Source organism: Paenibacillus spongiae (assembly GCF_024734895.1).
In the GTDB taxonomy this organism is placed as follows: domain Bacteria; phylum Bacillota; class Bacilli; order Paenibacillales; family Paenibacillaceae; genus Paenibacillus_Z; species Paenibacillus_Z spongiae.
In genome coordinates this window covers 4,075,789-4,098,269 of the sequence record NZ_CP091430.1, presented here as the reverse complement: position 1 = coordinate 4,098,269, position 22,481 = coordinate 4,075,789, and the positions used below count along the sequence as shown (strand labels likewise).

Genomic DNA, 22,481 nt, shown 5'->3' with positions numbered 1-22,481 from the left:
GATGCGGAGGCGGTTCTAATGGGTATACATTGGTTCATACTTAGCGCGCTTGTCGTTATGTTCCTGCAGCGATGGATCTTCAAACGCGCCGGTATTAAGAGGCTTACTTATACGCGAACGTTCGGAACCATGCGCTGCTTCGAGGGTGATCGAATCGAGATGATCGAGAAGGTTGTGAACCGGGGATTGCTGCCGGTTCCATGGCTCCGGGTGGAATCGCAGATGCATACGGGCCTCAAGTTTGAAAGCGAGTTTAATTTCGATGTCAGTTCAGGTCAATTCTATCAAAACCACAAGAGCTTATTCAGCTTGATGGGGTACAAACAATTAACGCGCCGGCATGCCGTTCTGTGCAAGCAGCGCGGCTGTTACCGGCTAACGTCGGCATCGCTTACATATGGAGATTTATTCGGATTATTCCGTGCATGGGTTAATGTGCCGCTGAGCGAAGAGCTCATCGTTTATCCGCTGCCGCTGGACCGGGCGGACATTCAGCTGCCATCGCATAGCTGGCAAGGCGATATCTCGGTGCGCCGCTGGATCGTGGAGGACCCGTTCTTCGTGACAGGTGTTCGCGATTATCAGCCCGGTGATACACTCAAGGGCATTAATTGGAACGCCACGGCGCGGGCAGGCCAGATTCAAGTGCATCGAAGGGATTTTACGGCCGATTACAGGCTTATGGTCGTTCTCAATGTCGAGGATCACGCCGATATGTGGGATACCGTCAACGATACCGGTCTAATCGAGCACGGAATCCGTTACGCTGCGGGATATATTCAGTATGCGACGGACCAAGGGCTAGAGAGCGGATTTGCTTCGAATGGCCATGAACTGGATATCCCGGGCAAACCGATTATTGAACCTATGGGGAGCGGCCATGAGCATCTGATGGGGATGCTCGAGCAGATGGCCAAGCTGGCCATTGTGAGGACGATGCCGTTCGACGCGCTGCTGGCCCATATCGGCACCAAGCTTGATGCCCGCTGCGACCTCGTTATTCTGTCTGCTTTCACGAGTGACAAAATATCGGCCGAAATCGAGCAGCTTCGGCTGAATGGACATGGCGTTCATTGGGTGACCATTAGCCCTGCTGAGGAGGCGGCGTGATGAAACAGCTGCGTGCGGGTTTGCGCGTTACTTTGCAAGGCTTGATTGAGCTTCTGCTTTATTTTCCGATTATATTGGTTATTGCGGGTTTCGTACTTGAAGATGAATCTATTAGCTGGTATTGGCTCATTGCCCTGCCGTTAGGCTATCCGGTCGGATATTACTTGAACCTCCCCATCTCGTTCCGGCATCCGTTCCCGGTTGTTCTCTTGTCCTTGATCGGTGGAGCATTGTACGGAATTGGTGTATTTGAACTGTCGCGGGTCGGAATACTCGCATCCTTAGCGGCTGCTTTCGGCTTGTTTCGAGGCGGGAGGATGATCTCGATGACGTGGCAGGAACGGATCGGGATCAACCGTTATTCGTACGGTTTGCTGTTTTATTTTCTGGTGTCGGCCATATTTTTGCGTTTAGAACGCTTCGAGGACTATTCTTGGGTGCTTCTTGCAGGAGGGGCCACCACGCTCTTGCTCTTCTTTTTCTTAGCGAATCGGTCGATGGTTGGGGAAGAAACGCTGTCCGGCGATCAAGAGCCCGTGTTGGAAACGACGGTAAGACGTCACAATAGGCTTTTGGTCGTTATTATAGCAGGCTTGACGGTTTTCATTGTTCTTGCGATGCAGCTTCAATCGTTATTAAGTGCTGCATGGGGCATAATTGTCTCCTGGATCAATCGATTGCTTAGCGGTGAACGCGGTAGTGACGTGCCTGAGAAGATTGCTGATCAGCCGATGCAGCCTCCCGAGCTGCCGAAAGGGGGAGAGCCTTCTCCCATATGGGATGTTCTTACTTATGTATTTGTAGTTGTCATATCCGTCTTGCTGATCTGGCTGCTCATACGAATAATGAAGTATGTACCGGGATGGCTGAAACTGTTAAGGGACAGTATCGCACGGATATTTGGACGGAAGAGGATATCTAGGTCTCAAGGCTATGTGGATGAAGTGGAAAGTATCTGGAAGCCGGGACGATTGCTTGAGTGGTTCCGGGGTTCGCCGCGACAGCCGCGCATCAAGTGGAAGGACCTTCCGGATAACGAGTCCCGTATGCGTTTCCTTTACCGTCAGTGGCTCGGGCAGCGGGTGAAAGCCGGGTATGCATATAAGCCTCAGCTGACTCCAGTCGAAACCGGATTAGAGCTAAGTGAACTGAGCCGTGCAGAAGATAACGAAGCGACCCGGCAGCTTGTGAACCAGTACGGAACGGTTCGATACGGGAAGAAGCCAATTAGCGATGCGGAGCTGGAACGACTGCTGGCGGCGACGACGCTCAAGATCAAGCATCATCAGAAGCGGAAATAACCTCAAAACACAAGCCCTCTACATAAAGCTTCAAACGATGGTGCATATTAGCAGTATGCCTATTGCTACAGGAGGGTTCCGATGGAAAATCAAAACCAAGGCCAGCAAATAAACAGCCAGCAGTTGTCGTACCAGCAGTTCCAAGAACAGGTCCAGCAGCAGCAAGCGCAGGAGCGAGTCCAGGCGCAGCAGGCACTGCGCAATGCAGGTCTGGACCAGCGGTCGCAGCAGGTCAATCAGGTCGTAACGGAGATTCAGAATATCCAGCGTGAGCTGCAGCTTGCCGAGAATCAGCTCCAAATGCAGATGGATGCCCAGAAAAGGCAAATACAAAGCATCCTACAAAGGCTTCAGCAATCGGAGCAGCAAGTGAAGAGCGCCATGAACACTCTTGCTGCCTCACCGGCGCAGCCTGGTATTCCAATTCAATAAATAGGCATAGAGCATTCCGCTCCAAATCAGCGCCTTTACTGGATTCCGTACCTATGGAAGGTCGGCTCCGGTAGCGGCGCTGTTTGAATTGGACGGGTCCTGTGTCGAATAGCCATATCACACGGATGAAGCGCCGGGTTCTCTATCAACCTCCCATCATAGAATAGAGAAGGAGAAAAAGGAGAGTAGAGGGGGCGAGCGCATGCCAGTATTAGACTCCGGTCTTCTATTCAATCGGAAAATGCGGCGGACCGCGAAATTATCGATTTCCGTCATGAACATGGGGTGGCAGCAAGCAAGTGCAGACATCGAGGTTTACACATTGGAACGAACACCTGGGGGCTCGGATGTCGGATATGGGAGCTTGACTGCACAAGCGTATATGAACGTTCTGTTGCAGCGGATGGGGAGGGAGCAATCTGTTTATGTATATGAAGTGGATACGAATGAACTGGATCGATATGGCGTACGAATCGTGATTCACGGACTCGGTTCCGGCGATGTCATAGCCTCCGTAACGGAATATGACGACAGAGATGAGCCTGCCCAGCAGTACATGCTCCAGATGATGCCAAGCCGCAATGAAGAGCAGCTGCTCGCCTATGTGGCCAGTCATACCCAGCATACTATTACCGTCTTTCAAACCGGTACGAATACGCGTGCAGCTACCATTACGCTCCCCAACGGCAGCAGTCCGCGCGTGCTGGCTGCCGCTCCGAATGGTTCACGCATCTATGTGTCCTGTCCGGGCGACAAATCCGTGAAAGTTATATCGGCATCATCGCATCGCGTCATTGCGGATATTCCGTTTCCTCCGAGCTGCGTGCCATATGCCCTCGCTCTATCAGCAGACGGAAAGAAGCTGTATGTGACGACACTGCTGGATGATTCCCTTCACGTTATCGATACCGTGACGAACACCATCATTCAGGCGATACCTCTCCCTGTTTCCAGCGATCCCTCCGCGGCAGCCATGTCCCCGTACGGTCTTCATCTTTATATCGCTTTGACGAATACAGGCAAGATTATGGTTTTGGACACAGTAACGGATTCAATATCAGCGATTGTCGGACTTCCTTACGGCAGCAAGCCTTCTTCGGTAGCCTTATCCCCTGATGGTAAGGATATGTACGTTGCGGACCTGAATGATAGTCGTATCTATGTCATGTCTGCGCAGGATCAGTCCTTACATTCAACTATTTCACTTGAATTCGGCTGCAAACCGCAAGCGGTCGCCATATCGCCGGATGGCGCCTTGGCCTATGTTGTGGACGGGGAAAGCAATGGGGTTGCGGTTATAAATACCGCAAGAAACGAAATCTTAACGACGATTGAACTTCCGGCTGGCAGTACGGCCAGCAGCATGGCCTTCACACCAGACGGTAAGAAGTTGTACGTATCCATGCTTGCCTACGGTTACGTGGCCGTAATCGACGTCCCTAGTCAGGTACCCATTGCAATCCTGCCTGTGGGCAGCTTCCCGTCTTCCATTGTCATTGCGCCGCAGTTGCTGCCCACGAACCAAGCCGAGTGAATCGGTCGCGATTAGCGTCAGCCATTTCAGAACTCGTAGACGAACAAAAGCCGCGATTGCTCGCGGCCTTCTTGATATCACTATTCTTGTCGCAGCGGAAGCCATTCCAGCACGCGTTGAATCTTCGTATCCCAATATCCCCAGTCGTGATTGCCCGGTTCCTCCTCGTAGGTCAAAGGCAGCCCCAGCTGCTGGGCGTGATCGCGGAAATTGAGATTGGCATCATATAGAAAATCCTCCGTTCCACAGCATTGGTAGAGCTGGGGCGCCTGCTTGCTGCTAGCCGACAGATCGGACGCCAGCTGGAAGAGGTCATTACGGCTGCCCACGGCTTCCTCTCGGGTGCCGAATGCCCGTGCAAAGTCATCGGGAAACCGGTCCGCAACACTAGCGATATCCATTGAACCGGATAAGCTCGCTGCTGCCTGGTAACGATCCGGGTGGCTTAAAGCAACTTTGAAGGCGCCATACCCGCCCATGGAGAGACCTGCGACGAAATTATCCTCCTTCAGATCGGATAATGGGAAGAAGGATCTGGCGATCGTAGGCAGCTCTTCACTGACGAAGGTCCAGTAATTGTATCCGCTCTTCATATCCGCATAGAAACTTCTATGTACAGCCGGCATAACAACAGCTATGCCGAGAGCAGCGACATAGCGTTCGATCGATGTACGGCGCAGCCAGATCGTGTGGTCATCGGACAAGCCATGCAGCAGATAGAGCGTAGGATGCTTCCGGTCAAAGACCTTCGACTCCATGCCGATTTGCGAGTAGGATTGCTGAGGAAGTATGACAGTCATAGAAGTGGACAAGCCAAGCGCTTCCGAATAAAAGTCGCAATTAATCAATGCCATTAATTATTACCTCCATTAAGTAAAAGAAAATCGTAAGCCTAATATGTATAAGACTTAAAAGACATTCGCCTTGCAAGGACAAATTCCTGCTTGATTGTTGAAAGTGCTTCTGTAATACCGGTTGGACAAATGATTGGCTTACTGGCCGCGGCGCAGCTATGAGGTTCGGACGGAAGCCATGTCGTACGGATTGCCTTGCGTTCATTTTTTGCAGTTGCTGTAAATATATTGGAGGGAATTGACACTCCATGCAGAATAGGGAAGAGGGGGAGCGCAGCATTACATATTCACTGTCGACTAAATTGATTAGCGGCATTGCATTTCTGATCAAATGTTGAAGCGCTTTTTGAAGGTGTACAATTGAGAATAGGGAGAGGTAGATATGAGCTTAACCGCAGCCCAAATCGTTTTTTTTGAAACCTTCGGATTTATTAAATTCCCACAGCTTCTAAGCGACAGCATCGATTGGATTACCGATGAATTTACGCAAACCTTTCCGGGGAGGCCGGACATTGCTGCGCATGACGGAACGAAACGGACATGTATCGTTCCCTTCATCGATCAGCGCGCAAGAATGAATACGCTGCTGGACGATCCTCGGATCGAAGGCATAGGGGCATCGCTGCTGGGCGAGGACTTCAACTATATGGGCAGTGACGGCAATTACTACACGGGTGAAACGGGTTGGCATCGCGACGGCTATCATCATAAGTATAAACATATCAAAATCGCATTCTATCTGGATAAGCTGGACGGAGATTCGGGAGCGCTTCGCGTTATTCCAGGCAGTCACCGGCTGGATGATCGGTTTGGCAAGGATTTAACGGATAAAATGAGGAAGAGCAGCGAACTATGGGGGATCGCCGGCGGCCAGGTGCCCTCTGTCACACTGGATGTGGAGCCGGGCGATATTCTCGTGTTCGATCACAACACCTTCCATGCCTCCTTCAACGGAGGACCGAACCGGAGGATGTTCACCATTAATTTATGCCAGCGCTACAGGGAAGAGGATCTTCAGGAGCTGCGCGACTATATTGCCGGCCATGCGCGTTTCTGGATTAACCGTAATTATTCCGAAACGATGATGAACACCGCATCTCCTCGCCGAATGGTCCATCTCGAGCAAGTCATGGCCAACGACGGGCATCTGGCCGCATTGACGGCTGAGTTAAAGAAGACGATGTCCGAACCCTCCCGCGGTTAGTCGGGCGGATCGGAACGATAAGGAACCGCACGTGATGGCGGTTCCTTATTCTGTTTGTTTGATGCGCTAGTTAGATCTGGTTAATGATATACTATGCTTGTGAAGGAGGCGGTCAACGATGCAACTGAGCGCAAACATAGAGCGGCAGAAAATAAACGATTCCATGGACAAGCCGCCCCTAAATCTGCGTAGATTAGAGGAACGGATACCCGAGTACCGCAGCTGGAAGATTAAAGATATTGTCCTTGTGCAGCACGGGGTACAAGCATGGGAGTGGCATGACGGTCAGGATGATCGCGTCGGGGCCGTATACTCGTGTACCAAGAGCATTCTATCCGCTCTTATCGGCATTGCGATAAAGCGCGGAGAAATCGACGATGTGGAGCAGCCGATATCCGAATACTTTATGCAGATCCATCGAGACAAGGATTCCCGGAAGAAAGCGATCCGCATCAAGCATCTGTTAACGATGACACCCGGCTTTGACTGGCCGGAATTCGATAAACCGTATTGGGCGATGAAACGTGCGGAAGAAGCCGTCCGATTCGTTCTGGATCGGCCGATGGCGCATGATCCGGGTGAAGCATTCACGTATAATTCGGGCGGCTCCTACCTGCTGTCCGCCATCCTTAGTCAGGCAACCGGTATGCCTGTCTATGACTATGCGGATATGCATCTGTTCCGCAAGCTTAATTTCCGCAAGCCGCGCTGGAATAGTTTGCATGGCATTCATGAAGGCGGGGCCGGGCTTCATCTCGCTTCCCGGGATATGGCCAAGTTCGGATTGCTGTATTTGCAGGGAGGCGCATGGAACGGTGAACAGATTATTCCGGAGGCGTGGGTAAGCGACTCTACTTCGATGCATCACAAAGGTTATCTTCACTACGAACCGCCCATCTTCGGGGCATATGGCTACCACTGGTGGATATCCTCCAAGGAGCATAACGGAGCGGTCGATCTGTATTTCGCCAAAGGGTATGGAGGCCAGTACATCTTCGTTATACCAGAACGTCAAATCGTCGCCGCTGTACGCAAGGAACCAACTGGAAAGAGCGATGCCATATACGCCAAACGGCTGCTGTTCGAAGACATTCTTCCGGCGCTGCAATCGTAATGGCGCATACAAGAAGGGGAAGAAGTTTAAGCCGGGACAATCTATTAATGGAATTAATTATTAATGACAATAAATCAAGATAGGCTGCCCCGGGAGTCATCAGAGATGACAAGTGGGACAGCCTTCTGCATCCTAATCATTCGCTTCGTAGAATACAATCCTGTTGCCGAACGGATCGGTCACCTGCACCTCAAGCGAGTTCCAAGGGGTCTTCTCCAAGCCAGGTCTGGCGAATTTGTAGGATTGGGCAAGCAGAGATGCATGTAAAGCTTTCACGTTGTCCGCCTGAATACGGATTGCAGCCCCAGGACAGCAGTCCCCGTGATGCTCCGACAAATGCAGGATGCAGCCGCCATTCGACACCTGTATGTATAATGGAAAGTTTTCCTCGAACGTATGCTCCCAATCGACAGTAAACCCCAGGAACCCGACATAAAACTCTTTTGCTTTTGGAACGTCGAATATACGGAGAATGGGTGTTATCGTTCCAAGCTTGAATGTATTCGTATCCAACTTAATCGCCGCCTTATGGATATTTTTACCTCATCATGCCATTTCACTTGGTAGGGTGTCAATCCGCCGTTTTTATCGACGATACGAGTCATGGTAAAATAGTTGTCGTTCATATGAAGTTTATTTACGGTTAATCACCTGTTAAACCCATAAGTGTATGCTAATCCTGCGATACCAGCATATGGTAACTTCATTTCAACGTCCTGCCTCCGTCAGACATGCAGGGCAGAAAGCATTAGGCTTATGGAGCACCGCTGGCGATCTCGTCGCATTCATTCTATACTTAATCCAAATCGTCATGCCGATGAGCCCAATCACGACCTTTTTTACCCAATTTCAATAAGCGATCGGAGCAACAATCCGAGATTGTCGTCCAGGAAGCGCTGAAAAATCTGATGGATGGCCGTACGACGCTTATAATCGCCCATAGGCTATCGTCGGTCGTTGACGCAGATCAAATTCTGTTTATCGAGAAGGGCACCATCACCGGGAGAGGCACGCATGAAGAATTGTTGGATAAGCACGAGCTGTACCGGGAGTTTGCCGCTCAGCAGCCGCGGCTCAGCGAGATCGGAAGCTCCGGTTCGCTAGAGGCTGAACAGCTAGATCTATCCCATAGGCAGTAAATCAGCACTCCTTTCGGAAGCCGTATCCGACAGGAGCCTCTGGCTTCATATGAAACTCTTTGACAGCGGCACTCGTCTAACTATAAGGGCATACTGCCGGATAAGATAACTTTATTAAAGGATGATATCATGAATCGTCATATCTTGATCGTCGATGACGATCCGAAGATTGCTCAGCTTATCGAAATCTACTTAAGCAATGAAGGATATACGGTCAGCAAAGCCGGAGACGGGCTGTCCGCTCTCGAAATCATGAAGGAAGACGGCATTGACCTGGTCATTCTGGATATTATGATGCCCGGTCTGGACGGTCTAAGCGTCTGTATGCAAATTCGCGAAACGAAGACGACGCCAATTCTCATGATAAGCGCCAAGGATGGCGATATGGACAAGATAACGGGGCTCATGACGGGTGCGGACGACTATATGGTCAAGCCGTTCAACCCGCTGGAACTGATTGCCCGCGTGAAATCGCTCCTTCGCCGCACTTATTTCAACGCACAGCCGCAGCAGATGCAGCCGGATAACCTGATTCGTATTCAATCGCTTGAAATCAATAAGCAGACGCACACCGTCAGCTTCGAAGGGCGGCCGATCAAATTGACGCCGATCGAATTCGGCATACTGCATCTTCTTGCCAGCCATCCGGGCAGAGTATTCAATTCGGAAGATATCTTCGAGATGATCTGGAAAGAGAAATATTACGATTCCAACAATTCCGTCACGGTTCACATGAGCCGTCTCCGCGAGAAGCTGGTCAAGGAAATGGATGGCGAGAAGATCATTCATACCGTCTGGGGGGTCGGCTACAAAATTGAAGCTTAGGTGGATGATCCCGCTATTCTGGAGCACAGTCACGACGGTATTCGTGCTGTTCCTGTTCGTCGTGATCGGGCGCTTTCTGATATTTACCGATTTATATCAGGTGAGTCTAAGCAGGCTGCTCGTATTCATCAACCGGAATATCGGTTACCCGAACATGTATGTCATTACGGCTGTGCCGGTATTTATCGTAGCCTTGATCTATTTCTTCACGCGGGATAAGCGAATCCGATCCGAGAATTATTTGATGAAAATCGCGGAGAATGTCCGTCGGATTGCCGCCGGCGATTTCAATCATAAGGTTCCGGTCGAAAATATTGGCGAGTGGGGGAACATGGCCGCCAACATTAACCGGTTCGTCGATCAGCTGAACACCTCCATAGCGGAAGAACGGCGGGCGGAGCAAACGAAGAACGAGCTGATCACGAACGTATCTCATGATTTGCGTACGCCGCTGACCTCAATTACCGGTTACTTGGGATTGATTGAGCAAGACCGTTACCGGGATGAGGTGGAGCTTCGCTATTATGTAACGCTGGCTTATGAAGAATCCGAACGGATGAATCAATTAATCCAGGATTTGTTTGAATATACAAGGCTCCGCAACAATGAGATGAAGATCAATAAAGAAAAAATTAACCTGGTCGAGATGCTGTACCAGATGTCGGAGCAGTTTCGTCTTCAATTGGCGGAGGCCGGCATTGAACTCCGCATGTCGCTAGCCGATCCGATGCTGGCCGTCATGGCGGATGGCAACAAGCTGAGACGGGTATTCGAGAATTTGGTGACGAATGCCATCAAATACGGGTATGACGGCCGTTACCTGGACATTATCGGTCATAAGGAGAACGGCATCATTACGATCGATATTATTAATTACGGCGAACCGATTCCGCAATCGGCGCTCCCGCATATTTTTGAACGATTCTATCGCGTGGAGAAGTCAAGGGCGACCGATACCGGGGGATCGGGGCTTGGTCTTGCGATCGCGAAGCAGATCGTGGAGCTGCACGGAGGTACGATCGCAGCAACCAGCACCCCCGAGCATACCGCGTTTACGGTTCGCATGAGCGAGGTTCAAGGGAGATAACGGCTTGGGGGAAAGGCTGTCGTTATTTTTGTTTCGGAAATCGTAATAGTTTCGTTATAATTTCGTATCGGTTCATTAAGAGGCTGCGGTCATAATGAATGTATAACGATTACGATGATCCGGAATTGAAAGGAGCTGCTCATAGTGCTTCGATTCGCTATGTTGAAAAAAACGGCACTGACGATGGTCGCTGCCTTAACAGCAGTTACGGTCATTTCGCAGTGGGGCAGCTTCCAGGATAAAGCGCCGCGTGTCTGGGCGAAGCTATCGGACGCCGTGTGGAAGAATGATACGCCGACCGTCGGAACCCTGCAAGGGGAAGCGGCCGTGCTGATGGATGAACGTACAGGACAGATCCTCTATGGGAAGAATGAACATAAACGGTTATATCCGGCCAGCACGACAAAATTATTAACGGCATTAATTGCACTGGAGAAGGGCGATCCGGATGCCATTGTTACCGTCGGCAATGAAGCGCTCCTCCGGACACAGGGGGAAAGCTCGGCCGGCCTATATCAAGGCCAGCAGCTTACGTTGCGCGACCTTATTGCCGCAATGATGCTGCCTTCCGGCAACGATGCCGCCCGCACGATCGCCCGCTATATCTCCGAGTTGGAGACGGGCAAGCAGCTTACGATGGAAGAAGGACTTCAGACGTTCGTCGATATGATGAACAAACGGGCGGAAGAGCTTGGCGCGATGGAATCCCATTTTGTCAATCCGCATGGGCTTCATGATCTGGACCATTATACGACGGCAGGCGATCTTGCCCTGATTGCCCGCAAAGCAAGACAAAACAAACTGCTGCGGGATATTGTGAGCGAGAGCGAGCATACGGTGAAGTCCGCGTCGACGACGCTCGGTCCGACTTTCGTCAATCGCAACAAGCTGCTGCAGCCGGCTAGCGGATATTATTTCGATGGGGCGAACGGCATGAAAACCGGTTATACGAGCGCGGCGGGATATTGCCTGGTCGCTTCAGCGAATCGGGGCAGCAAGAGCTACATCGCCGTCATTCTGAATTCCTCATCTTCCGATGTATGGATCGATGCGACGAAACTGCTCAAGTATGGCTTTGACCGGGATAGGGCGGCGGGTTATATTCCTTAAGAAATCGCGCCAGGAAAGCACAGGAGAAGCAATCTGTTTAGAGAGTAAGATCATGTGGTAATCGAATAAGGCGGCTGCCGCCACATGAAGGATCAGGAGGCAATAATCAAGATGAATGACCGGAACTATTGTGAAATCACGCAGCCTGAGGGCGTCTATCATAGATTCGAACTATTGCAGGAAATCGACGACACATTGACGGAGATGGAAATCTACATGAAGCGTAATCCGGAAGACGAGATGGCCAGACTTCAGTACGAACAGTATTTCAAGAAGCGTGAAGCGCTTGTCGAGCCGTTCTTGCTCTACTGTGAAGCCGTCAGCACGCAGGAAACGGTATGCTGCAAATTATAAAAAGCTCGAGTTGGGCTTGAGCACTGCATGAACCCAAATCGATTCGCCGCACCGGAACTTCCGGCTGCGGCTTTTCTTATTTCCTTGCCATCAATCCCGCTCAATCTCCTTGCAAAGCTCGACCAATTGATGAACCCCGTAGAACTGCAGGCGATTACGCTGATGAATGCTGAGAAGCGCATTCTCGGTCACTTCCTTGGCCTTTTCGATGCTCTGATGCTCGACCGCATGAACAATTTCCTTCATATTCTCCAGAAAATAAACCGTTCTTCGCAGTGTGCGTATAAGCAGGATCTGCCTGATATGCACGGGCGTGAACATCCGATAGCCATTCTCCGGATCGCGGTCCGGCGTTAGAAGACCTTCCTTTTCCCAATGTCGAATGGCCGAGGCCTCGACATCGGTGAAAGCGGCGGCTTCGCCAATGGTCATGTGGGTTTTCGGTTTCTTGGCGCCGGTGACCGATAGTGTCGGATCCTGCAGCAGCGCAAGCGTCTGGTCGGCTACGGTCTTCTCTTGCTGCAGCTGGGCTTGTTCTTTGCTGACCAGCCAGAAAGCGGTGTCTATGTCATCGTTCTGAATATGGCGCAGCACTTGACAGGTGGCCGCGATACCAAATCCGGCTGACATTGCCCGAAGACAGCGGAAATAAGCCAAATGAACGTTGGTATACAATCGGTATCCATTCGATCCGCGAGCGGGTGCCGGAACGACTCCCCATGCTTCATAATGCCGTAGAGCGCTTGTACTGATATGAAGCTCCCGGGCAATATCGATTGGCCTGTAGTATTGCATGACGATCCGCCTCCCTTGAGTAAGACATCCCCACTATACCAAAGGAGCTTCCAGCAGCCAAACATTAATTTAAAACCTTAAAGTGCAATGTTAAACTTGACGAAGATTAGATTAGTAATTGTGAAGGTAAAAGCGAATGAACATTATCACTTGCATGAATGTTGTAAAGTAATGGTTGTGGGATCAATTCGAGGCATTATGGAAAGGAGATTAATCATGAACATTCTTTATGAAGCTCCAGGCACTGAGGAATACATGGCCTTGCGCAAAGCTGCAGGCCTTCCAGCAAAGGAGGAATCTACTGTTCTTACGGCCATGAATCACTCGATTTTCACTGTCATTGCAAGAGAAGACCATTCAGAGCTTATCGGAATGGGAAGAATCATTGGCGATGGGGCTTGTTATTATCAAATCGTCGACATCGCGATCCGCCCCTCGCATCAAGACAATGGCATTCGTGATCTGTTAATGAAAGAGTTGATGAGTTATTTGGAGCAGAATGCGCCTGCTGATGCCGAAGTCATTATAATGGCAGATATACCCTTAATTGGCTTATACCAGAAGTTCGGATTTGAGTTTACTTACCCCAAATCAATTAGTCTAAGCAAGAGAGTATGAGCTTCTTCAAGCGACGATGCTGATCTGTCTTCGATAAATCATCCCATTTATTATGAGAATACCATACTTGGAATGGAGGATTCGCCTATGAATCAATTCATTAAAATCGGGGAGCCCGGGAAAATAATTTGAAGAATGTTACGCTTCGCATCCCCAAGTACAAGCTGGTCGTCCTGACAGGGCCTTCCGGCTCGGGAAAATCAACGCTGGCCATGGACACCCTGCAGCGTGAGTGCCAGCGTCAGTATATGGAATCGATGGGGATGACGTCGGAAGCCATCGCCAAACCGAAGGTTGATGCAATCGTCGGATTGTCGCCATCGATCAGTGTGGGCCAGCATGTCACGAACCGGAATCCAAGGTCGACAGTCGGTACGATCACCGATATTTATACGTATTTGCGTGTAATCTACGAGAAGCTGGGTGAACGCATCTGCCCTCATTGCAGCAGCCGGTTCGTGCCGGGCCCGGACACCGATTCGGCCGATGCGTCGATCGGGGCGGGGGATGGAGATGACCGGAAAGCGGCGATCAGCTGCCCTCATTGCGGCAGAGAGATGGAACGGCTGACACGCAGACATTTCTCCTACAACACGCCGGATGGGGCTTGCGAGACATGTGACGGTCTCGGCCACATCGTGAATTTGAAAATGGATGCCGTATTCGACGAGGAACGGAGTCTGCGTGAAGGCTGTGTCGCCATCTGGTACGACATGATGATCAATTATAGTTTATCGAATCTGGAAGCGGCGGCTAAGCATTACGGATTTGTCTTCGATGCGGATCTTCCGCTCAAGCAGTATGATGACATTGCACGCGATCTGCTGTATTACGGCGTCGAAAGCGAAGCGTTCATCCGGCATTTTCCGGACACCAGGCCGCCTAAGACGGTTACCGCAGGCAAGTTCGAAGGTGTCGTGAACGGGATATGGAGGCGCTACAAGGAAAAGGGCGGCGAATCGGGCGAAGCCGCGCTCTTCCAAGAGGAAACGTGCCCATCATGCCACGGTGCACGGCTCAAGGAGGAGATACGCCGGGTAATGGTCGGGGGTGCTTCGATCTCCGACATATCGGGATGGGCGCTGCAGGATGCCGCTCTGTGGCTTGATAAACTAATGGAAGCGCTGCAGCCGGATGAACGGGAGCAAGTCGAGACGCTGCTGCACGATCTGACTGTCCGGACGAAACGGATCGTCGATGTCGGGCTCGGTTACTTGTCGCTCAGCAGGCAGTCCGTTTCGCTCTCCGGCGGGGAAGCGCAGCGTCTTCGGCTTGCTTCTATCCTTGGATCTGGCCTTACCGGCGTGCTCTATATTCTCGATGAACCGACAGCGGGGCTGCACCCGCGCGATACCGCGGGTTTGATCCGGGTCCTTCAACAGCTGCGGGATCTTGGGAATACGGTGCTGGTCATCGAGCATGATGTCGAGATGATGCGTGCAGCGGACCATGTCATCGATATGGGGCCAGGCGCGGGCAGCTTTGGCGGGCAGGTCGTCGGAGAAGGAACGCTGCTGGAGCTGATGGATAACCCGGAGTCGGTCACGGGAGCCTTCCTGCGTGAATCAACTGACGTCTCCGGACCGAAGGAAAGACGGCAAGGCAACGGCCAATTCCTGAATGTCCGGGACGCCTATGAACGGAATCTCAAGCATGTCGATGTGTCCTTCCCGCTCGGCTGTCTAGTCGCGGTCACCGGCGTTTCCGGTTCCGGCAAATCAACGCTGCTGTTCGATCTCGTAGCCGCAGGCGGTCGCGACGACCAGCAGCGCAGCGGCTGCAAGCGTATCACCGGCTTCGGCGCCATCGATAATATCGTGACCGTCGATCAGTCGCCGCTTGGGCGAATGAGCCGCTCCAATGTTGCAACCTACACGGATGTATTCACCGCCATCAGAAACCTGTATGCCGGCCTGCCTGAAGCAAAGCGGGCCGGATTAACTCCGAAGCATTTCTCTTTCAATACGCCGGGCGGCCGATGCGAGCATTGCCAAGGACTCGGCGTCGTGCCGATGGACATGTTCTTCATGCCGGGCCTTGAGGTTCGCTGTCCGGTTTGCCGCGGCAAACGGTTCAAGGAAGAGGTGCTTCGCGTCACTTACAACGGTCTTTCCATATCAGACCTGCTGGACTTGACCGTTCAAGAGAGCTTGCCTCTGCTGCAGGGCAAGATCAAGATGGATGGTCAGATTGCCCTGCTCACCGAAGTGGGACTCGGTTATTTGCATTGGGGGCAGTCGATCCGGACCTTATCGGGCGGAGAAGGCCAGCGGATCCGGCTTGCCAAGGAACTGAGCGGCAAGAAGAAGACTCATACGCTCTATCTGCTGGACGAGCCGTCGACTGGCTTGCATCCGCGCGATACGAAGCAGCTGCTGGTCCTGCTGAACAGGCTCGTGGATGCCGGCAATTCGGTCATCGTGGTGGAGCATAATTTGGATATTATCCGCGAATGCGATTGGGTCGTCGATATCGGTCCAGAAGGAGGGCACGAGGGCGGAGAAGTCGTCGCTGCAGGAACTCCTGAAGCAGTCGGGGAAGTCGAAGCTTCCCATACTGGCCGCTTCCTGAGGGAAGCCTCCGTTTCAATGACCTAAAAGAAGCCCCGCTTCCGGCCTGGTACCGGAGCGGGGCTTCTTTCTTCCGTTCTTCAGTCCGGACGGCGAAAGCAACCGCTCCATATGTTGGAAAGACCAGCGTCGGGATGAAGATAAGGTTGTTTACTGAGCGAGGGGAGTCTGAATGTGGAGGTTCCTTTTTACAGTGCAAGAGTGTAAGCGGGGATCAAGCTTGTAATGAAGAAAAATAAACTACATAAATAATATTATGTTAACTCAAATATTGATAATCACTTGATTTGCTTCATGTATCCCTTTGAAATAGCATATGTGTAGACATATTAATAATTATGTTAACCAAAAAGACATTTGATTCTAAATCCCGTGTGGAAACGTAATTCTGATACGTGATTTTCTATCCATCGACGGTCCTATAGCTGGCATGCGCATGGAAAAAACTTTATAATCGAATAGAAGAAGACCGCCAGTCATGACATGACTTATGAATAGGAAGGTGACAAGCTATGAACAACAACCCGCAGAACGCGAACGGGAATACAGAGCTCGCTGCATTCGCAGGCGGCTGTTTCTGGTGTATGGTTACACCATTCGAAGAATTACCGGGTATCCACAGCATTACATCGGGCTACATCGGCGGACATACCGCTAATCCGACCTATGAACAGGTGTGTACCGAAACGACAGGCCATGCTGAAGCCGTTCAGATTGCCTTCGATCCGGAATTAATGCCATATGAGAAGCTGCTTGACATCTACTGGCGCCAGATTGATCCGACGGATGCCGGAGGCCAGTTTCACGATCGCGGATCTTCGTATCGAACAGCCATTTTCTATTATTCGGAGCAGCAGCGTCTTCAAGCGGAGGCATCCAAGGCGGCGCTCGATCAGAGCGGGCGTTTCGAGAAGCCGATCGTGACGGAGATCGTTCCCGCGCCTGAATTTTTCCCGGCGGAAGAATATCACCAGGATTATCATAAGAAGAATCCATTTCGCTATAAAATGTACCGGAGAGGCTCCGGCCGTCCCGACTTTATTAAAGCGCATTGGAACACGGACAAAGACAAGCAGAAACTGAAAGAAAGGCTGTCGCCCATACAGTTCGATGTCACTCAGAATAGCGCGACTGAGCCGCCGTTCCACAACGAGTTTTGGGATCATGAACAGGAAGGGCTGTATGTGGATATCGTATCGGGCGAGCCGCTGTTCACCTCGATGGATAAGTTCGATTCCGGATGCGGCTGGCCCAGCTTCACGAAGCCGGTGAACAACGGGATTATTACGGAAGTCGAGGACTTGACCTACGGGATGGTCCGTACCGAGGTAAGGAGCCGCGAAGCCGATTCACATCTTGGTCATGTGTTCAACGATGGGCCTCAGCCTACAGGATTAAGGTACTGTATCAACTCCGCTTCGCTGAGGTTTATTCCGGTGGAGGATTTGGAGCAGGAGGGTTACGGCAAGTACTTGCCGCTCTTCGACAAATAACGGTTAATAACCCGGTCATTCCTGAAATAGGGAGTGGCCGGGTTATTTTAGTTTACATAAATAATAATATGTAGACTTATGAGTGTAAATCAATATTGGAATTACCCTTAGAGTTCGCAAGCAAGCCATAAGATCGAGTCCCAAACAACAAAGCTTATTCCGCTAATGTTCTCGGAATAAGCTTTCGTCATTTCTACGGATGAACAACTCATTAATTCGCAGGGACGAGCTGGTTCAAGTCTTTCATCATCGATTTATATTCGTCGGAAGCAATCATTTTGGCAATATGGTTATCCCAGTCCTGCAAGGTGGCTTCGCCGGTAATAACGCGAATCTTCAATTCCTCCAGCTTGCTATTCAACTCGCTATATTTGCCTGTGCTCCATAATCCGCTGGCTTGAGGCAGCGTCTTGCCTTCGTAAGAAATCAAACGCCATTGCTTGACCGCGTTCTCATAGGCCGTCTGCTGCTCTGAAGGTAGAGCTGCCAAGGCGGAATTCGCCTTCAATAGATCTGTCCGCCCGAACAAATTCGCGACCGCCGCGCGGTCGACATCGGTAAGCTCGGAACGCTGCTCCCACTCGCCGGACTCCGACATGGCCAGACCTCGATCTAACCACTGCAGCAATAACTCCGGATTCACACGAGACATGCTGGATACGATATACATTCCGTTTCCTGAAGATTTCCAAGGAGCGATCGGCGTACTGTCAAGCTTGGCGCGAATGCCCGAAAGAGGGAGCCAGGATGCTTTCTTGTCCTCCGACATGGAAGCCGCCTGGTCGAAGCTCATTGCGGCAATTCCCGTCTTTCCTTGCTTCAGCTTATCCATTGCTTGTTGTTCCGTTTGAACGGCAAAGTCACGATCGATTAACCTTTCGGAGTAGGCGAGGGCCAACCATTGCAAGGCCTGCTTTTCTTCAGCGCCGATAGCGTTGTCATATACGATACCGTCCCGCAGGCTGAAGCGATCCGGGCTGCCCGTAAAGGCATGCTCAACCCATGAGAACGATCCGAGGCCGGCATAATTGACGAAACCGGTCATTCCGATTGTATTGTCCTTTCCGTCGCCCTCAGGATCCTTCTGGACGAAGAGCTTCAACACCTCATACAGCTCGTCCATCGTTTCCGGCTGTTCAAGGCCAAGAGCATTCAGCCAATCCTGCCGCAGTGCAGGGAAGGGAGCATCATGTGGGTCACCCGGTCTTGGGATGCCGTATTGACGGTCGTCAATTGACCGTGAAGGCTGAGAATCGTCCAGGGCGAGCTTCTTCAGATGCGGGTAGGATTGCAGCTTGTCGGTAATATCGATCGCAATGCCTTGGAATAAATCATCTGAATACATATAGGGATCGTTCAGCAGCATGAGCGAGGTCGGGTCACCGGCGGCGATCAAGATATTGACCTTCTCCCGATAGTAATCCTTCGGGATCAGAGTAAACCGGACGTCGGTCTTCCATTCGTCTTTCATCAATTGCGCGAGTGCGGCTGGCGGATCGACGATGTCGTTATCTGCACGGGTCCCTACGCTGAAAACGGGCAGCGCCTTAGGGTCGCGGACCGTAACCCATCGATCGTGCGTGCTCCATTGAACCGCGAGCCCGCCAGCCTCTGCTGTGAAGCGCAGCGGAATCCATAACAACTGCTGATTCATATACGGAGCAATCGGAAGGTTGGTAATCAAGCGCCCCGCAACTTGAGCTTCCTTGCGGTTCTCCCACAAGAGGATCTTCGGTCTTGACGGGTGAGTGGCCATCAGCTTCCGTTCCTTCGCATCCCATTGGACGGAATAGCCGATGCCTTCAAGAAATGCCTTGCCTGGTACCATTACGATGCCATTCTTATGTACGGCAGGGGTCGGGAGCATGACCATCAGATTTTCGAAATGAACGCTGACCTGCGTTTTGAATTGCTCGAGCTGAGCTTCCGTGAAGGGATCCCAAGGGCTTGTCTGAGCGGATACCGCTGTCGGTCCCGCACTGACTACAGATGCCGCTATCGCTACCGATAATGCCGTTAGTTTCGTTGAGTTCTTGAAGTGCTTCCTGATCACGCAATCGCCTCTTTTCCTGATGATGGTTGGAGAGTAATGCCGGATTCTGCCCAATATGTACCATTATGAGATGAAAATCACAATAAAACAACCCCGTAATATACGGGGTTGTGAGCTAATCTACCAGATAATCACTATGGTCATAAGATGTTTGGACTCATTTCTTAGTTGCCGCCGGAACGGGTACAGGTATGGATACTGGAATCGATTTATGATCCTCCTGTTGATTGCTGCCACGGGCAAGCAACGGCTTGATATCCTTGAAGGATTTGAATTTCATGTCTTGCTCGCTCCATAGGTGGAAGCGGATCGATTGAAGGCTTGTCTTCATCGTAATCGTGTTAACGTTCGATAACAAAGGCGTATTCTCATGTACCTCTTCCAAGAAATAATTCGGCACTCTTGGACTTAAGTGATGTACATGGTGGAATCCGATATTTCCGGTCAGCCATTGCAGGATGCGCGGCAGCTTGTAGAAGGAGCTGCCATCGATCGCAGCTTTGACATAATCCCATTCGCCTTCATGCTCGTAGTAGGAATCTTCGAACTGATGCTGAACATAAAAGAGCCAAATGCCGCCTAATCCCGAAAAATAGAAGATAGGTCCCTGGATCAAGAGGAACGCCTGCCAGCCCACCAGGTAACAGCATAGGGCAGATAAGCCGACAATGGCTGCATTCGTTATATAAGTATTGATCCGTTCTTTGGTCTTGGCATTCTTCCGGTTGAACCGATACGATACAAGGAAGAGATAGAAGGGGCCGAAACCAAACAGGATGAAGGGATTGCGGTATAAACGGTACAACATGCGGCGCCATAATGATGATGCGATATATTCGTCTACGGTAAGGACCCATATGTCGCCTTCGCCGCGTTTATTTAAATTGCTGCTTGTCGCATGATGAATCGTATGGCTGTTCCGCCATTGGCGATAGGGCGTAAACGTCAGAACGCCGGTAATTGTCCCCACGATATCGTTGGCCATACGGTTGCGGAAGAATGAATGATGGCAGCAGTCATGGAAGATGATGAATGTCCGAATTACAAAGCCAGAAGCCAGGATGGCAATCGGTAGGGTAAGCCAGTAAGAAACCGATAAGCTTTGGTAAGCGAGGAACCAGAGCAAAAGGAAAGGAACGATTGTATTGACGATCTGCAAGATACTGGTCTTCATAATAGGCTTCTCGTAAGGAGCGATGTCCTTCTTCCAGTGTGACGGTGATTTATGCTCGAGCATCTGTTCCTCCGATCATGATACACCGCGAATATTGCGGTGATACGTGTTTATAAACCTATTGTAACTAGCGGAAGTCATACGTTGATAGTAGTGAATGTCAACAAATGAATGTGACAAATGTCATCATTATTGTCATGCCCGGGAGGGTTGACAGCTGAATGGATCTGATGAGCAGATGCGGTAGCGATGGGAAGAGGGTGAGGACGAGCATGACTCCTGCTGGTGTAGATCATGCAGAGAGTATGAAAAACGAGACGTAAGTTTACATAACATTTAATATGTTGCCTTTTAATTAACATGGTTAAGGGAGAAGAAAATTGTCGAAATAAAATTCAACATTGGTTTCTTATACAAAAGCTCAGCAGACTCCCCCTCCTGCCCGACGAGGAAGAAACTGCTTATCCGCTGGAAATCATTCGTACTCATAAATGATGCGTCTGAGAGACAATCTGATAAAGGCAAGCCCACTTAATCAATCGAGGAGGAAATTCACTTGAAGAAATTAGCCATTGCAATCGTTTCGGCATGTATGCTGCTTTCGGCAGGCTCTGCAGCGTATGCGGCAGCTCCAGTGAGCGAGAAGAAGCATGAAGAAAAAATGCATATGAAGAAAATGCATGAGAAGAAGAAAAAAATGCATGCCAAGAGCAAGCACAAGGTTCATAAATTGAGTGCAAAGGGCAAGCATCATAAAGTGCATGCAAAAGGAGCCGGTCATGCGAAAAAGCTTCACGCAAAAGGCCTGAAAGCAAAAGAAATTACAAAAATGCCGAAAACAGGTTTCGGTGGCGCGAGCGAACAGACCGAATAAGGAGCGTGAAAGAGGGGGAACCTAAGAAGCCCCCTCTTATTCATGATAAAAAAATGGATATTAGCCGGGTTATTGATTCTCATGATATCCTGTACGATCGCTTGTTCTAATGATACGCGTCATGTGAGCCCAGCTCCTCCTCCACAGAAGCAGCAGCAAAAGCAACCGCATGCCGTGAAGGAGCCTGATCGCATACAGCCGATACAGAAACAGAAACCGCAGACCCAATCGTCGGTAGATAAGGCGCAAAGTCCTCCAGCTTCGACGATCAAGAAACCGCTGAAGGGCGTCACGCCTGTCCGTCTATATATTCCGGCTGTTCGTATTCATGCAAAGTTAGAACCTGTATCCGTTACGGACAAAGGTCAAATGGATGTTCCGCGAAGTACGGAACGTGTGGGATATCTCGCTTCGCCGGGCACTTTACCCGGTGCTGCAGGCAATGCGGTGATGGATGGGCATGTCGATACGTATAACGGTCCTGCCGTATTCTTCGGGTTAAAAAAGCTTAAAAAGGGAGACGCCGTTGTTGTAAAAGGAAGTAAAGGCGAAAAGGTCACCTTCGTCGTGGAATCTGTTGAAACGTTCAAAAATGGCGAAGCTCCTATTCAAAAGATATTCGGTTCCACCGATGAAGCAAGATTGAACCTGATTACTTGTGCCGGGAAATACAGCAGAAGCAAGAAGGAGCATGAAGCGAGGCTAGTCGTATTTGCAAAGCGTGTTTCTTAATTGAACATATGGCAAATCAGGATACCATTTCAATTTCGTATCCGATTTGCTTTTTTCGTTAAATCCAATCCGATCCAGAGGGCTCAATAATATTTTCCTTACTTCGGC

Annotated in this window: 20 protein-coding genes and 1 pseudogene; 16 read left to right on the top strand and 5 right to left on the bottom strand. The window is 50.6% G+C overall.

Annotation, left to right across the window (positions count from 1 at the left end):
* The first annotated feature begins 18 nt into the window (after positions 1–18).
* From L1F29_RS18655 to L1F29_RS18640, 4 genes are all read left to right on the top strand, one after another.
* Positions 19–1,110, top strand: coding sequence for a DUF58 domain-containing protein (locus tag L1F29_RS18655; protein ID WP_258383565.1), 1,092 nt, complete (start codon positions 19–21; stop codon positions 1,108–1,110).
* Positions 1,110–2,411, top strand: a complete 1,302-nt coding sequence (locus L1F29_RS18650) for a DUF4129 domain-containing protein (protein WP_258383564.1) — start codon at positions 1,110–1,112, stop codon at positions 2,409–2,411. The genes L1F29_RS18655 and L1F29_RS18650 overlap by 1 nt, the downstream gene beginning before the upstream one ends.
* An 81-nt stretch (positions 2,412–2,492) precedes the next feature.
* Entirely contained in the window at positions 2,493–2,843 is a 351-nt protein-coding gene (locus L1F29_RS18645; protein WP_258383563.1) for a hypothetical protein, read from the top strand.
* A gap of 202 nt (positions 2,844–3,045) precedes the next feature.
* Complete coding sequence (locus L1F29_RS18640) at positions 3,046–4,377, top strand: beta-propeller fold lactonase family protein (protein WP_258383562.1); 1,332 nt, start codon at positions 3,046–3,048, stop codon at positions 4,375–4,377.
* Positions 4,378–4,457: 80 nt separating this feature from the next.
* On the opposite strand, the gene L1F29_RS18635 is transcribed toward L1F29_RS18640, so the two are convergent.
* Entirely contained in the window at positions 4,458–5,231 is a 774-nt protein-coding gene (locus L1F29_RS18635; protein ID WP_258383561.1) for an alpha/beta hydrolase, read from the bottom strand.
* A gap of 382 nt (positions 5,232–5,613) precedes the next feature.
* Here L1F29_RS18635 and L1F29_RS18630 point away from each other — a divergent pair, with 382 nt between their 5' ends.
* The gene (locus L1F29_RS18630; RefSeq protein WP_258383560.1) at positions 5,614–6,435 is read left to right on the top strand and encodes a phytanoyl-CoA dioxygenase family protein; all 822 of its coding nucleotides are present in this window, start codon (positions 5,614–5,616) and stop codon (positions 6,433–6,435) included.
* A gap of 118 nt (positions 6,436–6,553) precedes the next feature.
* Positions 6,554–7,549, top strand: a complete 996-nt coding sequence (locus L1F29_RS18625; protein ID WP_258383559.1) for a serine hydrolase domain-containing protein — start codon at positions 6,554–6,556, stop codon at positions 7,547–7,549.
* Between the two features lie 132 nt (positions 7,550–7,681).
* Here the strand turns inward: L1F29_RS18625 and L1F29_RS18620 are convergent, their stop codons facing one another.
* Complete coding sequence (locus L1F29_RS18620; RefSeq protein ID WP_258383558.1) at positions 7,682–8,062, bottom strand: glyoxalase superfamily protein; 381 nt, start codon at positions 8,060–8,062, stop codon at positions 7,682–7,684.
* A 350-nt stretch (positions 8,063–8,412) separates the two neighbouring features.
* Between L1F29_RS18620 and L1F29_RS18615 the strand changes: the two are divergent.
* From L1F29_RS18615 to L1F29_RS18595, 5 genes and pseudogenes are all read left to right on the top strand, one after another.
* Positions 8,413–8,688 (top strand): annotated as a pseudogene (locus L1F29_RS18615) (multidrug ABC transporter permease); the annotation flags it as partial.
* Between the two features lie 129 nt (positions 8,689–8,817).
* Positions 8,818–9,513: a response regulator transcription factor gene (locus L1F29_RS18610; RefSeq protein WP_258383557.1), complete on the top strand. Its 696-nt coding sequence runs from the start codon at positions 8,818–8,820 to the stop codon at positions 9,511–9,513.
* Positions 9,503–10,600 (top strand): sensor histidine kinase, encoded by a 1,098-nt coding sequence (locus tag L1F29_RS18605; RefSeq protein WP_258383556.1) that lies wholly within the window; start codon positions 9,503–9,505, stop codon positions 10,598–10,600. Before L1F29_RS18610 ends, L1F29_RS18605 begins: the two co-directional genes overlap by 11 nt.
* A gap of 144 nt (positions 10,601–10,744) precedes the next feature.
* The gene (locus tag L1F29_RS18600) at positions 10,745–11,710 is read left to right on the top strand and encodes a D-alanyl-D-alanine carboxypeptidase family protein (protein WP_258383555.1); all 966 of its coding nucleotides are present in this window, start codon (positions 10,745–10,747) and stop codon (positions 11,708–11,710) included.
* A gap of 111 nt (positions 11,711–11,821) precedes the next feature.
* Positions 11,822–12,064: a hypothetical protein gene (locus L1F29_RS18595; protein WP_258383554.1), complete on the top strand. Its 243-nt coding sequence runs from the start codon at positions 11,822–11,824 to the stop codon at positions 12,062–12,064.
* A 90-nt stretch (positions 12,065–12,154) separates the two neighbouring features.
* On the opposite strand, the gene L1F29_RS18590 is transcribed toward L1F29_RS18595, so the two are convergent.
* The gene (locus tag L1F29_RS18590; protein ID WP_258383553.1) at positions 12,155–12,859 is read right to left on the bottom strand and encodes a MerR family transcriptional regulator; all 705 of its coding nucleotides are present in this window, start codon (positions 12,857–12,859) and stop codon (positions 12,155–12,157) included.
* Between the two features lie 216 nt (positions 12,860–13,075).
* Here L1F29_RS18590 and L1F29_RS18585 point away from each other — a divergent pair, with 216 nt between their 5' ends.
* The 3 genes from L1F29_RS18585 (at position 13,076) to msrB (ending at position 17,540) form a co-directional block, all read left to right on the top strand.
* Entirely contained in the window at positions 13,076–13,477 is a 402-nt protein-coding gene (locus L1F29_RS18585) for a GNAT family N-acetyltransferase (protein WP_258383552.1), read from the top strand.
* Positions 13,478–13,605: 128 nt separating this feature from the next.
* The gene (gene uvrA, locus L1F29_RS18580) at positions 13,606–16,074 is read left to right on the top strand and encodes an excinuclease ABC subunit UvrA (RefSeq protein ID WP_258383551.1); all 2,469 of its coding nucleotides are present in this window, start codon (positions 13,606–13,608) and stop codon (positions 16,072–16,074) included.
* 485 nt (positions 16,075–16,559) lie between these two features.
* Positions 16,560–17,540 carry a peptide-methionine (R)-S-oxide reductase MsrB gene (gene msrB, locus L1F29_RS18575; protein ID WP_258383550.1) on the top strand — a complete coding sequence of 327 codons (981 nt, stop codon included), beginning with the start codon at positions 16,560–16,562 and terminating at the stop codon, positions 17,538–17,540.
* Positions 17,541–17,751: 211 nt separating this feature from the next.
* Here msrB and L1F29_RS18570 read toward each other — a convergent pair whose 3' ends face one another.
* On the bottom strand, positions 17,752–19,593 hold the full coding sequence (locus L1F29_RS18570; protein WP_258383549.1) for an extracellular solute-binding protein: 1,842 nt from the start codon (positions 19,591–19,593) through the stop codon (positions 17,752–17,754).
* A 157-nt stretch (positions 19,594–19,750) separates the two neighbouring features.
* Entirely contained in the window at positions 19,751–20,830 is a 1,080-nt protein-coding gene (desA, locus tag L1F29_RS18565) for a Delta(5) desaturase DesA (protein WP_258383548.1), read from the bottom strand.
* A 493-nt stretch (positions 20,831–21,323) separates the two neighbouring features.
* Here desA and L1F29_RS18560 point away from each other — a divergent pair, with 493 nt between their 5' ends.
* Together L1F29_RS18560 and L1F29_RS18555 are read left to right on the top strand one after the other, a co-directional pair.
* Positions 21,324–21,641, top strand: a complete 318-nt coding sequence (locus L1F29_RS18560) for a hypothetical protein (protein ID WP_258383547.1) — start codon at positions 21,324–21,326, stop codon at positions 21,639–21,641.
* Positions 21,642–21,683: 42 nt separating this feature from the next.
* Positions 21,684–22,373 (top strand): class F sortase, encoded by a 690-nt coding sequence (locus tag L1F29_RS18555; protein WP_258383546.1) that lies wholly within the window; start codon positions 21,684–21,686, stop codon positions 22,371–22,373.
* Positions 22,374–22,481: the final 108 nt, after the last annotated feature.

Coding starts and splice junctions, on each gene's coding strand:
- L1F29_RS18595 (WP_258383554.1), top strand. CDS start 11,822: ATGAATGACCGGAACTATTGTGAAATCACGCAGCCTGAGGGCGTCTAT.
- L1F29_RS18650 (WP_258383564.1), top strand. CDS start 1,110: ATGAAACAGCTGCGTGCGGGTTTGCGCGTTACTTTGCAAGGCTTGATT.
- L1F29_RS18640 (WP_258383562.1), top strand. CDS start 3,046: ATGCCAGTATTAGACTCCGGTCTTCTATTCAATCGGAAAATGCGGCGG.
- msrB (WP_258383550.1), top strand. CDS start 16,560: ATGAACAACAACCCGCAGAACGCGAACGGGAATACAGAGCTCGCTGCA.
- desA (WP_258383548.1), bottom strand. CDS start 20,830: ATGCTCGAGCATAAATCACCGTCACACTGGAAGAAGGACATCGCTCCT.
- L1F29_RS18645 (WP_258383563.1), top strand. CDS start 2,493: ATGGAAAATCAAAACCAAGGCCAGCAAATAAACAGCCAGCAGTTGTCG.
- L1F29_RS18655 (WP_258383565.1), top strand. CDS start 19: ATGGGTATACATTGGTTCATACTTAGCGCGCTTGTCGTTATGTTCCTG.
- L1F29_RS18635 (WP_258383561.1), bottom strand. CDS start 5,231: ATGGCATTGATTAATTGCGACTTTTATTCGGAAGCGCTTGGCTTGTCC.
- L1F29_RS18590 (WP_258383553.1), bottom strand. CDS start 12,859: ATGCAATACTACAGGCCAATCGATATTGCCCGGGAGCTTCATATCAGT.
- L1F29_RS18630 (WP_258383560.1), top strand. CDS start 5,614: ATGAGCTTAACCGCAGCCCAAATCGTTTTTTTTGAAACCTTCGGATTT.
- L1F29_RS18585 (WP_258383552.1), top strand. CDS start 13,076: ATGAACATTCTTTATGAAGCTCCAGGCACTGAGGAATACATGGCCTTG.
- L1F29_RS18625 (WP_258383559.1), top strand. CDS start 6,554: ATGCAACTGAGCGCAAACATAGAGCGGCAGAAAATAAACGATTCCATG.
- L1F29_RS18555 (WP_258383546.1), top strand. CDS start 21,684: ATGATAAAAAAATGGATATTAGCCGGGTTATTGATTCTCATGATATCC.
- L1F29_RS18610 (WP_258383557.1), top strand. CDS start 8,818: ATGAATCGTCATATCTTGATCGTCGATGACGATCCGAAGATTGCTCAG.